Source organism: Microbacterium sp. NPDC090281 (assembly GCF_044769635.1).
In the GTDB taxonomy this organism is placed as follows: Bacteria; Actinomycetota; Actinomycetes; order Actinomycetales; family Microbacteriaceae; genus Microbacterium.
Genome location: NZ_JBIVYH010000002.1, coordinates 311,588 through 326,068, shown reverse-complemented (window position 1 = coordinate 326,068; position 14,481 = coordinate 311,588). Strand labels below are relative to the sequence as shown.

The 14,481-nt window shown below is 67.9% G+C and carries 12 protein-coding genes; 7 read left to right on the top strand and 5 right to left on the bottom strand.

Annotated features, from left to right (window positions below):
• Window positions 1-16: 16 nt before the first annotated feature.
• From ACIQTX_RS15685 to ACIQTX_RS15670, 4 genes are all read left to right on the top strand, one after another.
• Window positions 17-4,639, top strand: coding sequence for an ExeM/NucH family extracellular endonuclease (locus ACIQTX_RS15685; RefSeq protein ID WP_402973778.1), 4,623 nt, complete (start codon window positions 17-19; stop codon window positions 4,637-4,639).
• Between the two features lie 139 nt (window positions 4,640-4,778).
• A complete protein-coding gene (locus tag ACIQTX_RS15680) occupies window positions 4,779-5,291 on the top strand; it encodes a DUF3817 domain-containing protein (RefSeq protein ID WP_028502337.1) in 513 nt (170 codons plus the stop codon).
• Window positions 5,288-6,874: a glutamine-hydrolyzing GMP synthase gene (guaA, locus tag ACIQTX_RS15675; RefSeq protein ID WP_402973774.1), complete on the top strand. Its 1,587-nt coding sequence runs from the start codon at window positions 5,288-5,290 to the stop codon at window positions 6,872-6,874. The genes ACIQTX_RS15680 and guaA overlap by 4 nt, the downstream gene beginning before the upstream one ends.
• A gap of 8 nt (window positions 6,875-6,882) precedes the next feature.
• Entirely contained in the window at window positions 6,883-8,271 is a 1,389-nt protein-coding gene (locus ACIQTX_RS15670; RefSeq protein ID WP_402973771.1) for a glycosyltransferase, read from the top strand.
• A gap of 127 nt (window positions 8,272-8,398) precedes the next feature.
• Here the strand turns inward: ACIQTX_RS15670 and ACIQTX_RS15665 are convergent, their stop codons facing one another.
• Window positions 8,399-9,064, bottom strand: a complete 666-nt coding sequence (locus ACIQTX_RS15665) for a DNA alkylation repair protein (protein ID WP_402973768.1) — start codon at window positions 9,062-9,064, stop codon at window positions 8,399-8,401.
• Between the two features lie 129 nt (window positions 9,065-9,193).
• Here ACIQTX_RS15665 and ACIQTX_RS15660 point away from each other — a divergent pair, with 129 nt between their 5' ends.
• Both ACIQTX_RS15660 and ACIQTX_RS15655 read left to right on the top strand, forming a co-directional pair.
• The gene (locus ACIQTX_RS15660) at window positions 9,194-9,619 is read left to right on the top strand and encodes a YciI family protein (RefSeq protein ID WP_105527653.1); all 426 of its coding nucleotides are present in this window, start codon (window positions 9,194-9,196) and stop codon (window positions 9,617-9,619) included.
• Window positions 9,620-9,688: 69 nt separating this feature from the next.
• Window positions 9,689-10,984: an RNA polymerase sigma factor gene (locus ACIQTX_RS15655; RefSeq protein ID WP_402973765.1), complete on the top strand. Its 1,296-nt coding sequence runs from the start codon at window positions 9,689-9,691 to the stop codon at window positions 10,982-10,984.
• A 77-nt stretch (window positions 10,985-11,061) separates the two neighbouring features.
• Here the strand turns inward: ACIQTX_RS15655 and ACIQTX_RS15650 are convergent, their stop codons facing one another.
• A complete protein-coding gene (locus ACIQTX_RS15650) occupies window positions 11,062-11,334 on the bottom strand; it encodes a GlsB/YeaQ/YmgE family stress response membrane protein (RefSeq protein ID WP_017203627.1) in 273 nt (90 codons plus the stop codon).
• A gap of 158 nt (window positions 11,335-11,492) precedes the next feature.
• Window positions 11,493-12,419, bottom strand: a complete 927-nt coding sequence (locus tag ACIQTX_RS15645) for a Bax inhibitor-1/YccA family protein (RefSeq protein ID WP_402973762.1) — start codon at window positions 12,417-12,419, stop codon at window positions 11,493-11,495.
• A gap of 90 nt (window positions 12,420-12,509) precedes the next feature.
• Here ACIQTX_RS15645 and ACIQTX_RS15640 point away from each other — a divergent pair, with 90 nt between their 5' ends.
• Window positions 12,510-13,496, top strand: coding sequence for a glycerophosphodiester phosphodiesterase family protein (locus ACIQTX_RS15640; RefSeq protein ID WP_402973759.1), 987 nt, complete (start codon window positions 12,510-12,512; stop codon window positions 13,494-13,496).
• Window positions 13,497-13,537: 41 nt separating this feature from the next.
• Here the strand turns inward: ACIQTX_RS15640 and ACIQTX_RS15635 are convergent, their stop codons facing one another.
• Both ACIQTX_RS15635 and ACIQTX_RS15630 read right to left on the bottom strand, forming a co-directional pair.
• Window positions 13,538-13,999: a hemerythrin domain-containing protein gene (locus tag ACIQTX_RS15635; protein ID WP_402973756.1), complete on the bottom strand. Its 462-nt coding sequence runs from the start codon at window positions 13,997-13,999 to the stop codon at window positions 13,538-13,540.
• A 25-nt stretch (window positions 14,000-14,024) separates the two neighbouring features.
• Complete coding sequence (locus ACIQTX_RS15630) at window positions 14,025-14,423, bottom strand: YccF domain-containing protein (RefSeq protein WP_046748802.1); 399 nt, start codon at window positions 14,421-14,423, stop codon at window positions 14,025-14,027.
• Window positions 14,424-14,481 lie beyond the last annotated feature (58 nt).

Below are 14,481 nucleotides of genomic sequence, written 5' to 3'. Positions count from 1 at the left end.
CGAGGAGACAGCACCGATGATGTCCGCTCCAGACGACGAGAGCCGCATGGCTCCCGTCTCGCACCGTAGAAGTCGGGGGCGCATCGGCGCTCTCGCCGTGACCTGCGTCGCCGCGCTGAGCCTCGGCTCGCTGGCCGCGGTTCCCGCCACCGCAGACACCACGGGAACGGGGGTGGTGATCAATGAGGCGTACCTGTCCGGCGGAAGCGCGGGCGCGGCGTTCAAGAACAAGTTCGTCGAGCTGTACAACCCCACGTCCGCCCCTGTCACCCTCGACGGGATGTCGCTGCAGTACCGTTCGGCGAACGGAACAGCGGCGTTCAACGGCGTCGCCCCGCTCACCGGTGTCATCCCGGCCGGCGGCTATTACCTGGTGCAGGGAAACAGCAACGGAGCCAACGGCGCTGAGCTGCCGGCCCCGGACGCCGTAAGCACCCTGACCCCCAGCGGCACCAACGGCACGCTCGCGCTCGTCGAGGGCACCGCCGCTGTGACCCTCACCCCCGGCTCGGTAGTGGGTGTCGACGGCGTCGTCGACCTGCTCGGCTATGGCACCTCGAACACGTTCGAGGCCACGGCGGCGACCGCGCCCACCGGCAACACCGACGTCAAGTCGCTCAACCGCACCGGTGGCGTCGACACCGACGTCAACAGCGCCGACTTCACGCTCTCCGCCACGATCACTCCGCAGAACTCCGGCGACACCGACCCGGGCACAGGCCCTGGCACTGACCCGACCGAGGCCACCATCGCCGAGGTCCAGGGCACGACCGACGTCTCTCCGCTGAACGGCCAGACCGTGCAGGTCGAGGGCGTCGTCACCGCCGACTACCGCACCGGCGGCTACAAGGGCATCGTCATCCAGACCCAGGGTTCGGGAGGCGCGACGGATGCGACTCCCGGTGCCTCCGATGGCGTGTTCGTGTTCCTGAACGCTCTTGCTCCGACCCTCGCGATCGGTGACCTCGTCTCGGTGACGGGCTCCGTGAGCGAGTACTTCGGGCAGACGCAGCTCAACCCGGCCGCGGCCGCCGATGTCGAGGTTCTCACCGCCGGCGTCGGGGTTCCCGCCGTCACGCCGCTGCCCGTCACGGTGCAGGGCGCCGACCGCGAGCAGTACGAGAACATGTACGTGGCTCCGGAGGGGACCTACCGTCTCGCTTCCAGCCACCAGCTGTTCAACTTCGGTGCGCTCTGGCTGAACGCCGGCGATGCGCTCGCCGTCAAGAGCACCGAGACCACGCGTCCGGGTGACGCGGCCGCAGCGATCACTGCGGCCAACCGCGCCAACCGGATTCTGCTCGACGACGGCTGGTCGATCCAGGTGTCCAACAGCGGCCACCCGGGCGAGCAGCCGTACTTCACGAAGGACACGGTGGTCCGTAACGGCGACACCGTCGACTTCGGCGACAACGGCTACGTGCTGCAGTGGGGCTTCAACGACTGGCGTCTGCAGCCGGTCGTGCCGATCGACGACTCTTCGTCCGCCGACCTCAAGGTCGGTTTCGAGGCGACGAACCCGCGCACCGAGAGTGCACCGACCGTGGGCGGCGACGTCCAGGTCGCGTCCTTCAACGTCTACAACTACTTCACGACGCTGAAGAGTGAGAACTCCAACGCCCGAGGGGCGGCGAACGCGGCGCAGTTCGCGATCCAGAAGTCCAAGATCGTCGCGGCGATCAACGGGCTGGATGCGGACATCGTGTCGCTCATGGAGATCGAGAACTCGGTGAAGCTGGGCAAGCCCATCGACACCGCCCTCAAAGACCTGGTCGCCGGGCTCAACGCCGACGCAGGCAGCGACGTGTGGGGCTACGTGCCCACGCCCGCCGCCCTGAACAACGCGGCGACGACCGACTTCATCACGAACGCGATCATCTACAAGAAGGATGCGGTCAAGCGTGTCGGCGACAGCATCACCGTCACCGACGAGACGGTGTGGGGCAACGCCCGTGAGCCGATCGCGCAGGCGTTCGACATCGACGGACGTGTCGTCACGGTCGTGGCGAACCACCTGAAGTCGAAGTCGCCGCCCGAGGGAGCGGGAGCCGAACCGGCAGACGGCCAGGGCTTTTTCAACGCCGACCGCGTGAAGCAGGCGAACGCGATCCTCGCCTTCACCGACCAGCTCGAGCAGACGACCGGCAGCGGCGACATGCTGCTGATCGGCGACTTCAACGCCTACGGCAAGGAAGACCCGATCGACGTGTTCACCTCGAACGGGTGGAGCGACCTGGTCGCCGACAAGGCCTCCGGTCAGTACACGTACTCGTTCGACGGCGAGCTCGGCTCGCTCGACCACGTGATCGCGTCGCCGTCGCTCGCCTCGTCGATCACGGGCGCCGGGGTATGGGGCATCAACTCGCCGGAGTGGAGCGACCGCGGCTACGCGTACGGCGCCACCGAGTCGGGAACCCCGTACCGTTCCAGCGATCACGACCCGATCATCGTCGGCGTTTCCGCGGAGATCCCTCCGGTGAGCATCGACGTCGTCACGGTCAACGACTTCCACGGTCGGATCGAGGCCGACGGCGCCGCTGCAGGCGCGGCGGTGCTGGCAGGTGCGGTCAAGCAGTTCCGTGAGGCGAACCCGAACACGATCTTCGCCGGTGCCGGTGACCTGATCGGTGCATCGACGTTCACCTCCTTCATCAACGACGACAACCCCACGATCGACGCGCTCAACGCGGCCGGCCTCGACGTCAGCGCGGCGGGCAACCACGAGTTCGACCAGGGCTGGGAAGACCTGCGCGATCGCGTGCAGGAGCGTGCGGACTGGGAGTACATCTCCTCGAACGTGTTCGTCACCGAGACCGGCGAGCCTGCGCTCGCACCGGCCTGGGTGAAGGAGCTGGACGGCGTCCGGGTGGGTTTCGTCGGTGCGGTCACCGAAGATCTCGACTCGCTCGTCTCGCCCGAGGGCATCAAAGACCTCGAGGTCCGCAGCATCGTCGACTCCGTGAACGCGGTGGCCGACGACCTGCGCGATGGCGATGAGTCCAACGGCGAGGCGGATGTCGTCATCCTCCTCGTCCACGAGGGCGCATCCAGTGTCGCGCTCGACAGCATCACCCCGGACTCGCCCCTCGGCGAGATCGTCTACGGCGTCGATGACGACGTGGACGCCATCGTGTCGGCGCACACCCACCTCGCCTACAACCACGTGATCGACGGCCGCCCGGTCGTCTCCGCGGGGCAGTACGGCGAGAACCTGGGCCTGATGAACATCAAGGTCGACCCGAAGACGAAGGACCTGATCTCCATCACCAACGAGATCAAGCCCCTCACCGCTGCGGGCAAGCCGCTGTACCCGGCCGTCCCCGAGGTGGCCGACATCGTCGCCAAGGCGAAGGCCGAGGCCGATGTGCTGGGCGCGATCAAGGTCGGAGACATCACCGCCGACTTCAACCGCGCACGCCAGAGCGACGGCAAGACGGAGAACCGCGGTGGCGAGTCCACCATCGGCAACTTCGTCGCCGACGTGCAGAAGTGGTCCACGGGCGCCGATGTGGCGATCATGAACCCCGGCGGCATCCGTGCGAACCTCACCTACGCCTCGGCCGGAGCATCCGACCCCGACGGCAATGTCACCTACCGCGAGGCGGCAACGGTCCAGCCGTTCGCCAACACGCTGGTGACGCTGACGCTCACGGGTGCACAGCTGAAGGGCGTGCTGGAGGAACAGTGGCAGCCGGCGGGATCGGCGCGTCCGTTCCTGAAGCTCGGTGTCTCGGAGGGGCTGGTCTACGCCTACGACCCCGCCGCGGCGCAGGGTTCGCGGATCACGTCGATCACGCTCAACGGCGCGGCGCTCGACCCGGCTGCGAACTACACGGTCGCAGCCAACTCGTTCCTCGCGGCGGGTGGAGACAACTTCTTCACCTTCAAGGAGGGCACGGGCAAGCGCGACACCGGCAAGGTCGACCTGCAGTCCATGGTCGACTGGTTCGACGCGAACAAGACCGCGAGCCCCGACTACGCCCAGCGCGCGGTCGGTGTGGCGGTCAGCCCTGCGGACGCCGACGGCTACAGCGCCGGCGACCAGGTGACCGTGTCGCTCTCCTCGCTGGCGTTCAGCGCCGGTGAGCCAGCCCCGGGCGAGGTGTCGCTGTCGCTCGGCGGCACGCAGCTCGCGGCCGGTGCGGTCGACCCGGCAGTCGTCGACACCACCGACGAGGGCGGGCGTGCCAGCCTGACCTTCACGGTTCCGTCCGGCGTCTTCGGTGAGCAGGTGCTCACGGTGGCCGTCGCCGGTACCGGAACCACGGTGCAGGTGCCGTTCACGATCGCCGGCGAAGAGCAGTTCGCCGGCACGATCGCCCTCGGCTCGTCGAAGGTGACCGCGGGCAAGAGCCTCAAGGTCAGCGGTGAGGGCTACGTGCCCGGCGAGACCGTGAGCATCGAGCTGCGTCCGAAGAAGGGCAAGCCGGTCCAGGTCGGCACCGTCCAGGTGGGCGCAGACGGCACGTTCAGCACCTCGGTCACCGTGCCGAAGAGCGCTCCGTCGGGCAAGTACACGGTTGCTGCGTCGCAGGCCGATGGAGACGCGGCGACAGCCACCGTCACCGTCAACCGCGCCGGCGGCATCATCGGTGCGATCCTCGACTGGCTCTGGGACCTCCTCACTCGGTGGTTCTGAGCGGGGAAGAGCGGTTCTGATCCGATAGTCGGATGACACAGGCGAAGGCCGTCGGGAGCGATCCCGGCGGCCTTCGTCGTGCAGGCGACGTGTCACGCGACCGGATTCGGCACGATTTTCCGGCGGCTAGACTGGACCCATGCCCGAACCGAAAGTCGCCAGCTTTCCGGCGATCCGCGGTGCGCTGAAGTTCTACCAGATCGCGTCGATCATCACCGGAGTCATGCTGCTCCTGCTGCTGACCGAGATGGTGCTGAAGTACACGCCGATCCACCTCGAGCTCTTCATGGGAGGCTCAGGAGGACCGCTCTGGTTCGCCGGCGTGATCGCCGGGCCCGACTGCCAGTGGTGGTCGCTCTTCGCCCCGATGACCAACTCCTGCGAGATGACCTCTCTGGGCGACGGGTTCAACCTGTCGCTGTTCATCCTCGTCGCGCACGGCTGGTTCTACGTCGTCTACCTCTTCGCATGCTTCCGCATGTGGAGCCTGATGCGCTGGCGCTTCCCGCGCTTCATCCTGCTCGCGCTCGGCGGTGTCGTGCCGCTGCTGTCGTTCTTCATGGAGGCGGTCGTCGCCCGTGAAGTCAAGACCTATCTCGCCACCAGAGAGGCCTCCGAGGCCTCCGTCCCCGCCCCGGAAGGTGTCCGTTGACCGAACAGTCCGAGACCCAGCAGCGTCCTGCGCTCGTCGTCGACTTCGGCGCGCAGTATGCGCAGCTGATCGCCCGTCGCGTCCGCGAGGCGGGTGTCTACAGCGAGATCGTGCCGCACACCGCTACGGCTGAGGAGATCGCCGCCAAGAACCCGGTCGCGATCATCCTTTCGGGTGGTCCTTCGTCGGTGTACGAGGAGGGCGCCCCGCGCCTCGACCCCGCGGTCTTCGACCTCGGTGTTCCGACGCTCGGCATCTGCTACGGCTTCCAGTACATGGCCCAGACGCTCGGCGGCGAGGTCGCGAACACAGGCCTGCGCGAGTACGGCGCCACGGATGCTGTCATCACGGGCGACGGCGGAACGCTGCTGGGCGGCCAGCCCGCGCAGCAGAACGTCTGGATGAGCCACGGCGACCAGGTCGCCAAGGCTCCGGAGGGCTTCGACGTGCTCGCGACGACGGATGCGACCAAGGTCGCGGCGTTCTCGAACGAGGAGCGCGGCTTCTACGGAGTGCAGTGGCACCCCGAGGTCAAGCACTCCGACCACGGTCAGCAGGTCCTCGAGAACTTCCTGCACAAGGGTGCGGGTCTCGCGTCCGATTGGAACAGCGGCAACGTGATCGCCGAGCAGATCGAGCGCATCCGCGAGCAGGTGGGTGACGCCCGCGTCATCTCCGCTCTCTCGGGCGGCGTCGACTCCGCGGTCTCCACCGCGCTCGTGCACAAGGCGATCGGCGACCAGCTGACCGCCGTCTTCGTCGACCACGGCCTCCTCCGCAAGGGCGAGCGCGAGCAGGTCGAGAACGACTACGTCGAGTCCACCGGTGTGCGTCTGATCACGGTCGATGCGGCAGAGACCTTCCTCGGCCACCTCGAAGGGGTGACCGACCCGGAGGAGAAGCGCAAGATCATCGGACGCGAGTTCATCCGCGCGTTCGAGAAGGTGCAGCTCGACCTCGTCGCTGAGGCCAAGGCTTCGGGCGGCGCTCCGGTGAAGTTCCTCGTGCAGGGCACGCTCTACCCCGACGTCGTCGAGTCCGGCGGCGGTGCCGGCACTGCGAACATCAAGTCGCACCACAACGTGGGCGGCCTCCCCGACGACCTCGACTTCGAGCTGATCGAGCCGCTGCGCGCCCTGTTCAAGGACGAGGTGCGTGCGATCGGTCGCGAGCTCGGCATCCCCGAGGCCATCGTCGGACGCCAGCCGTTTCCGGGGCCCGGCCTCGGCATCCGCATCATCGGTGAGGTCACCGCTGACCGTCTCGAGATTCTGCGTGAGGCCGACGCCATCGCCCGCGAGGAGCTGACGAAGGCAGGACTCGACCAGGAGATCTGGCAGTGCCCCGTCGTGCTGCTGGCCGACGTGCGCTCGGTGGGCGTGCAGGGCGACGGCCGCACCTACGGTCACCCGATCGTGCTGCGTCCGGTGTCGAGTGAAGACGCAATGACCGCCGACTGGACGCGTCTGCCGTACGACGTGCTGTCGAAGATCTCGAACCGCATCACGAACGGCGTGCGCGACGTCAACCGCGTCGTGCTCGATGTCACGTCGAAGCCGCCGGGAACGATCGAGTGGGAGTAGGGAGCACGATGCTCCCCGATACGGCGCCGGCTCTCCCCGACGCCGAGTACGTGGTGCTGTCCAGTCGGCTGATCCCGGGGATGGACGGCGGATACACGATCGCGACGCTCACGCGTGCCCGACAGCTCGCTGCCGCCGGTGTGGCCGACGGTGCGGGCCCGCAGCTGCTCACGTTCGACCCGGGCACTGCGGCCGATCACGCTGCGCATCGACAGACGTTCGTCGAACAGGGTGCACTCGTCGACCCGTCGCGGATGCGCAACCTCTTCGACGAGGCCGTGGCTCCTGGCGGGGGAGCGGCCGACTGGCTGCGTGCTGCCGCTGACGCCGCGGTCAGCCCTGATCCCGACGTCGAGTACCGCGTGCTGGCGGATGCCGAGGGGCGACCGTTCGCGGCGCTCCCGGTGATCCCGGGCAACCCGGACTGGCACCTGACCGAGGAGCCCGTACTCGTCTACGACGCGGCGGGTGCGGTGGCGGGAGCGCTGCACGGGTTCCGCGGGCTGTATCGGGCGTGGCTCGAGAAGGTGACGGCCGCGTTCGGCGACCGTCTCATCGTCGTGATCTGCGAGTCCCGGCAGCTCGGTGAGCTCATCGCCGACTGGTCCGATCCGCGCGTGCGCATCCTGCACCCGATCCACACGATGCACGTCGAGGCGCCGTACACCCCGGATGCTCCGATGAACACGCTCTGGACACGCTGGTTCCGTCTGACCGACCGTTTCGATGCGGTGATCTGGCCCACCACCACCCAGCGCGACGACGTGGTGGCGCGGTTCGGAGAATCGGCACGACACGTCGTGGTGCCGAATCCGATCGCTCCGGTGACGGGCCGCGACGACCTGCGCGAAGACGGTCTCGTCGTCGTGCTCGGTCGCCTCGCGCCGGGAAAGCGCATCGATCAGGCCATCCGCGCTTTCCTCGCCGCAGACGTGCCGGGCACGCGGATGGAGATCTGGGGCGGCGGCCCTGAAGAGGGCCGACTGCGCGCACTGATCGAGGAGCTCGGAGCCGGTGATCGGGTGCTGCTCGCCGGCTACACCGATTCTCCCGGCACGGTGCTGGACCGCGCATCCCTCATCGTCACGGCAACCGCCTACGAGGGGCAGCCGCTGTCGATCGTCGAAGCTCTCCTGCACGGGGCGCCCGTCGTGTCGTACGACGCCCGCTACGGCATCCGTGACGTGTTGGAGCAGGGCGGTGGCGTGCTGGTGCCCAGCGGCGACGTCGATGCGCTGGGCGTGGCGATCCGGGCTCTGCTGACCGACCCCGCCCGGCTCGCGGCACTGAGCGCCGAGGCCCCGTCGGCCGCCGCCGCGTGGAGCCCCCAGCGTTCGCTCGATGCCCTTACCGCCGTGATCGCGTCTGTCGCCGAGCGCCCGTCTCGTCGCATCTGAGACCTCCGCGAGCGACGCGCTCCGGTCGCAGTTCCTGCCGCTTCTGCGCGACCGGAGCGACGGCAAGTGCGACCGGAACGACAGAAAGCGGGGCTGAGCGACAGGAACTGCGACCGGAGGCACGGTTCTAGAGCAGCTTGAGCGCCTCGCGGTGCGAGAGCGGCGACAGCTCGTGCGACTCGACGAAGGCGCGCACCCACGCGGGGTCGGTCTTGCCGAGCTCGCGCAGTGCCCAGCCGATGGCCTTGCGGATGAAGAACTCGGCATCGGCGAGGTTCGGTTCGATCACAGTGGCCAGCAGCTCGCGATCGGTGGCGTCTCTGCGCCCGAGCTGCGAGATGATGCTCGCCCGGCGCACCCAGAAGTCGTCGTCGCGCGACCAGGCCCGCAGCAGCGGCGCCATCTCGGCGGGGTGCGCATCGAGCGTCTCGGTGAGCCGATGCGAAACCTCGTCGACGTGGTCCCACCAGGCTCCGGTGCGGATCATCTCCTCGTGCACATCGAGCATGTCGAGTCTGGCGCGTACGGGGCGCAGAGCCATCAGCGCGCTCGCGGCGTAGCGCTCCTCGCGGTAGGCCGCCTCCCGCCACAGCACGAGTGCCGTACCGCGCAGCATCGCCGCCTCCGTCACCTCGCGCGCGAGCCCACGCGTCACGGCTCGCACTCGGGGAACACGTACGCCGAGGAAGGGCAGCGCCGACTTCATATACGCCTGCTGTCCGGGTGCCAGCTCCGGATCGGCCTCATCGCGGAGCGCGGATCGGATGCTCTGCACGAGGTCTGCGGCGGTCACGGGAGCGAGTCTACGACTGCCCCGAGAACTTCTTCAGAAAGAATTCCGGGATGATGTCGATTCGGGTCGTTCCCGTTCGACGTCTTAGATGAGAGGGTCGAGAGACGGCCCACGAACAAGGAGAACATCATGAAGTTCATGCTCATCATGCGCGCGACCGACGAGGCCGTCGAGGCTTACAAGGAGACGCCGTTCGAGCAGGTCATCGAAGCCATGGGCAAGTACAACGAGTCCATGATCAAGGCCGGCGTGCTCGTGGCCGGCGAGGGTCTGACCGACGCTGCTGAGGGGTTCGTGGTCGACTTCAGCACCGAGAAGCCGCTCATCACCGACGGCCCCTACGGCGAGACCAAGGAGCTCTTCAACGGCTTCTGGATCGTCGAGGTCCCGACCCGCGAAGAGGCCGCGGAGTGGGCGAGTCGTGCCCCTCTCGGACGTGGGTCGTACCTCGAGGTGCGTCGCGTGACCGGCGTCGAGGACTTCCCCGCCGACAACGAGTGGATCGAGAAGGAAGCGGGCTGGCGCGAGGAAGCGGCTCAGCGCGCCCAGCAGTGATCGCCCGGCAGTGATCGCACTGCGGTGATAGGACTGCGGTGATGGGACAGCGGTGAAGGGACAGCAGTGATGGACGCTTCGGCGCACCGCGAGACGGCGCGTTCTGAACCCGACTCCGGGTCTGCGGAACGCGCCGTCGCCGCTGTCTGGCGCATCGAGTCCGCGCGCATCGTCGGCGCGCTCACCCGGATGGTCGGCGACTTCGGCCTCGCGGAAGACCTGGCTCAGGAGGCTCTGATAGATGCGCTCCGGCAGTGGCCCGTCGACGGTGTCCCGCGAAATGCCGGTGCCTGGCTGACCGCGGTCGCGAAGCGCAAGGCGATCGACCGGTGGCGTCGGCAGGAGCGCCTCGACGAGCGCGTCGCGCAACTCGCGCATGACCTGGAACGCGAGCAGGATGAGGGCGGCGACCTGCTGTGGGACCCGGATGCCGTCGACGACGACGTGCTGCGGCTGATCTTCATCGCCTGCCACCCGGTGCTGTCGAAGGAAGCTCAGGTCGCCCTGACGCTGAAGGTGGTGGGAGGCCTGTCGAGCGAGGAGATCGCCCGCGGCTTCCTCGTGCCGACGGCCACCGTGCAGCAGCGCATCGTGCGGGCGAAGAAGACGCTCGCCGCCGCGAACGCCCCCTTCGACGTGCCTCCTCGTGAGGAGCGCGCCCAGCGCATCGGTGCCATCCTCGGCGTGCTGTACCTGATCTTCAACGAGGCCCATGCGGCGAGCAGCGGCACCGAATGGATGCGACCCGAGCTGAGCGACGAGGCCATCCGCCTTGGCCGTGTGCTCGCGGCGCTGATGCCGCGTGAGCCCGAGGTGCACGGCCTCCTGGCGTTGATGGAGCTGACGGCGGCGCGGTTCGCCGCCCGGGTGGACCGCAACGGTGACCCCGTGCTGCTGGCCGATCAGGACCGCAGGCGCTGGGACCGCGGACGCATCACCCGCGGTCGGGCATCGCTGGCCACGGCCGACGCGCTCGGCCGTGGACGCGGCGCCTATTGCCTGCAGGCCGCGATCGCCGAATGCCATGCGGTGGCGGCGTCGATCGATGAGACCGACTGGGACCGGATCGTCCTGCTCTACGAGGCGCTCGGACGCATCTCTCCGTCACCGGTCGTGGAGCTCAACCGTGCTGCAGCCGTGGCGATGGCGACCGGACCTGCGTCCGCCCTGCGCATCATCGATCAGCTGTCGTCCTCCGGGGCGCTGCGTGGCTACCACCTGCTGCCAGCGACGCGGGGCGAACTGCTGCGGCGGCTCGGACGCGAGGAGGAGGCCAGAAGCGAGTTCGTCGTGGCCGCGGGTCTCGCCGGCAACGACCGTGAGCGGTCGCTGCTGGAGCGGAAGGCGCTCGGGGCAGAGAAATAGCCCGCCCCGACGACAGCGCGAAGCTGCCGACGGGACGGGCATCTGGGCGACGCGAAGAGCGTCGGAGCCGTGTGGCGTCAGTCGTTGACCTTCTGACCGCGACCGGCGATCAGGCCGTAGATCAGCAGCACGATGATGGAACCGGCGATGGCGAGGAGCCAGGTGCCCAGGTCCCAGAACTCGGTGAGCGGGCGGTTGAGGATGAGGCTGCCGAGCCAACCGCCGAGCAGCGCTCCGACGACTCCGAGCAGCAGCGTGATGAACCAGCCGCCGCCCTGCTTGCCGGGAAGGATCAGCTTGGCGATGGCTCCGGCGATGAGGCCGAGAAGAAGAAAGCCGAGAAAACTCATGGTCAGCTCCTGTGGATCGGGAGCCCCAGGGTGCCGGGGCTTCGTGACAACCACACTGCCGACATCGCCGGCCGAGTGCCAACCCCTTGCGCGCACGCCCCCGGGTATGCCAAGAGGCCCGCCTCCTCGGGGGAGACGGGCCTCTTGAAGCGCAGCGGTCAGTTGTTGCCGCGGACGATGGCGATGATGCGCAGGATCTCGACGTAGAGCCAGACGACCGTGACCATGATGCCGAAGGCGCCGAGCCAGCCGTACTTGCGGGGAGCACCGTTGCGGACGCCCTGCTGGATCTGGTCGAAGTCGAGCACCAGCGAGTATGCGGCCATGATCACGACGAGCACGCCGATGATGACACCGAGCGGGATGCCCATGATGTTCGCGCTGAGGAGGCCGAACGCCTGTCCCTCGGGCAGAACGCCGGTCCACATGAGGACGAGGTTCAGCAGCGAGAAGACCAGGTAGCCGATCATCGCGATCATGAAGATCTTGGTCGCCTTCTTGGAGGCGCGGATCTTGCCGCTCGCGAAGAGCGCCAGGGTCACACCGACGACCGAGACGGTCGCGAGCGTCGCCTGGAAGACGATGCCGGGGTAGATGACCTCGAAGAAGGCCGAGATTCCACCGATGAAGAGGCCCTCGAACACCGCGTACGCGAAGATCAGCGCCGGACGCACCTTCTTGCGGGAGGTGAAGGTGATGACCATCGCGAGCACGAACCCGCCGAGTGCACCGACGATCCACGGCAGCATGCTGACGGGAGCGGGGTTGTAGGGGTCATAGCGCGGAACGTCGAGGCCACCGAGCGTCATCACCCAACCGATGACGGCGGTCACGAGCAGGACGCCGAACAGGCCGGCCGTCTTCCACACCGTGTCTTCGACCGACATGCGGTCGGTCTCGATGGCGCCGGCGGGCGGGGCTGCGTACATGCCCTCGAGCTGTGCGTTGGCCGCTGCGTCCATCACCCCGTGCTGGAGCGAGGCGTTCTGGGCGCCCTGGGCAGCCTGAGGTCCGCCCGGGTACGTCGCGACGTTGCGCGGGTCCTGCTTCTGGAAAGCAGGGTTGTTGAAAGCGAAGTTGCTCATTGGTGGGCCTCACTCCAAAGGGGGGTAGTAGGTCTCTTTCCTCCACGATACTCGGGAGGTGGCGGTGCCGGGGTGTTCTACGCTGAGAGCGTGCCCAGGAAATCACCCCTCGTCATCGGGCACCGCGGTGCGCCCGGCTATCGTCCGGAGCACAGTCGCTCCTCCTACGAGCTCGCGCTCGCCATGGGGGTGGACGCCGTGGAACCCGACATCGTCGCGACGAGAGACGGCGTCCTCGTCGTGCGGCACGAGAACGAGATCTCGGGCACGACCGATGTCGCCGAGCGTGCGGAGTTCGCCGACCGCAAGACGACCAAGCGCGTCGACGGGCAGGCGCTGACCGGCTGGTTCACCGAGGACTTCACCTGGGACGAGCTGTCGACCCTGCGGGGCCGTGAGCGGCTGCCGGAGATGCGGGTGTCCAGCGCGAGCTTCGACGGCGCGCAGCAGATCCTGCGGCTGCGTGATGTGCTCGACATCGTGCGGGCCGGCTCAGCGGAGTACGGGCGGGAGATCGGCGTCGTGCTCGAAGTGAAGCACGCCACCTATTTCGCGAGCATCGGTCTCGACCTCGCCCCCCTCATCGATCGCGAGCTGCACGAGGCCGGATGGGCAGACGGCGAACTGCCGCTGGTGATCGAGTGCTTCGAGTCGACGGTGCTCGGTCAGCTGCGCGAACGCGGGATCTCCGCCTCGTACATCTACCTGATCGAGGCATCGGGGCGTCCGTACGACCGGCTGGTGGCAGAGGGCAAGCAGGCACTCACCTACAAGGACACCGTCACCCCTCGGGGCCTCGACGGACTCGTCGGAAGAGTCGACGGGATCAGCGTCAGCAAGAAGATGCTGCTCGACCGCGGCAACACGATCGTCGCCGACGCACATGAGCGCGGCCTCCAGGTCTTCACCTGGACCTGCCGTCCGGAGAACGCCTTCCTCGCCGCCGAGTTCCGCGGACCTGGCGGGCGCGATGCCTATGGCGACTATGAGGCCGAGTGGGGCGTGATCGCGCGTCAGGGCATCGACGGAGTGTTCGTCGATCATCCGGATCTGGGCGTCGCCTTCTTCCGCAGCTGACGACCCGTCACAGGATCTGGGGACTCAGAGGATCACGCGATTCAGAGCGGTCCGAGCACGCTCTGCACGTCGTCGTCGAGCACGATCCCGCGCAGGGGTTCGAGGATCTCACGCTCCTCGAAGCGGAAGTGCGATTCCATGATCGCGGCGATCCCGTCGAGGTGCCCGCCGATCGCCGCGGCGTCGTCGCCGCGTTCGGCAGCGCTGCGCAGCGAGGCGAGCAGGTGGGCGAGCATCGAGTGGTCCTGCATCAGCTTGTCGATCACCCCGCCGAGCTCGGGATGCTCCGCGCGCAGAGCGGGGAAGAGCTGCCGGTCCTCCGCGCCGTGGTGGCCGTCGAGAGCGGCGCAGAAGCCGATGCAGTACAGCGCGAGTTCCGAGGTCGCAGCCGGGGCATCCTCGCCCTGATCGAGGGCATCGCGGGTCGCTGCGAGGGCGGCACGCAGACGGGAATGCGCCGATCGGAGCTCCTGATCCCAGGCGATCAGTCGGGCGGCATCCATCGCCCCAGTGTAGGAGGGGTCCCGCTCAGAGTGTGCGGTCGAATGCGCCGCGGCGCGTGGAGACGATCTCCTTGCCGAGTGGCATGAGCGAGACGGGCACCATCTTGAAGTCGGCGATGCCCATCGGGATGCCGATGATCGTGATGCACAGCAGGATGCCGGAGACGATGTGACCGATAGCGAGCCACCACCCCGCGAGGATCACCCAGAGCACGTTCCCGAGGAACGACCCGACGCCGGCGGTCGGCTTGCTGATGACCTCGCGACCGAACGGCCAGATGGCGTAGGCGGCGATGCGGAACGAGGCGATCGCCCAGGGGATCGTGATGATCGGGATGCACAGCAGGATGCCGGCGAGGACGTACCCGAGGAACAAGGCCCAGCCGGCCAGGATGACCCAGATGATGTTGAGGATCGTGCGCATGAGCTGATTGTGTCAGTCCGGATCGCCCGCGCCTGAGCATCCGCCCCGAGCTCCCCGA

Coding starts and splice junctions, on each gene's coding strand:
- ACIQTX_RS15685 (WP_402973778.1), top strand. CDS start 17: ATGATGTCCGCTCCAGACGACGAGAGCCGCATGGCTCCCGTCTCGCAC.
- ACIQTX_RS15680 (WP_028502337.1), top strand. CDS start 4,779: ATGCCCGAACCGAAAGTCGCCAGCTTTCCGGCGATCCGCGGTGCGCTG.
- ACIQTX_RS15670 (WP_402973771.1), top strand. CDS start 6,883: ATGCTCCCCGATACGGCGCCGGCTCTCCCCGACGCCGAGTACGTGGTG.
- ACIQTX_RS15660 (WP_105527653.1), top strand. CDS start 9,194: ATGAAGTTCATGCTCATCATGCGCGCGACCGACGAGGCCGTCGAGGCT.
- ACIQTX_RS15655 (WP_402973765.1), top strand. CDS start 9,689: ATGGACGCTTCGGCGCACCGCGAGACGGCGCGTTCTGAACCCGACTCC.
- ACIQTX_RS15650 (WP_017203627.1), bottom strand. CDS start 11,334: ATGAGTTTTCTCGGCTTTCTTCTTCTCGGCCTCATCGCCGGAGCCATC.
- ACIQTX_RS15645 (WP_402973762.1), bottom strand. CDS start 12,419: ATGAGCAACTTCGCTTTCAACAACCCTGCTTTCCAGAAGCAGGACCCG.
- ACIQTX_RS15635 (WP_402973756.1), bottom strand. CDS start 13,999: ATGGATGCCGCCCGACTGATCGCCTGGGATCAGGAGCTCCGATCGGCG.
- ACIQTX_RS15630 (WP_046748802.1), bottom strand. CDS start 14,423: ATGCGCACGATCCTCAACATCATCTGGGTCATCCTGGCCGGCTGGGCC.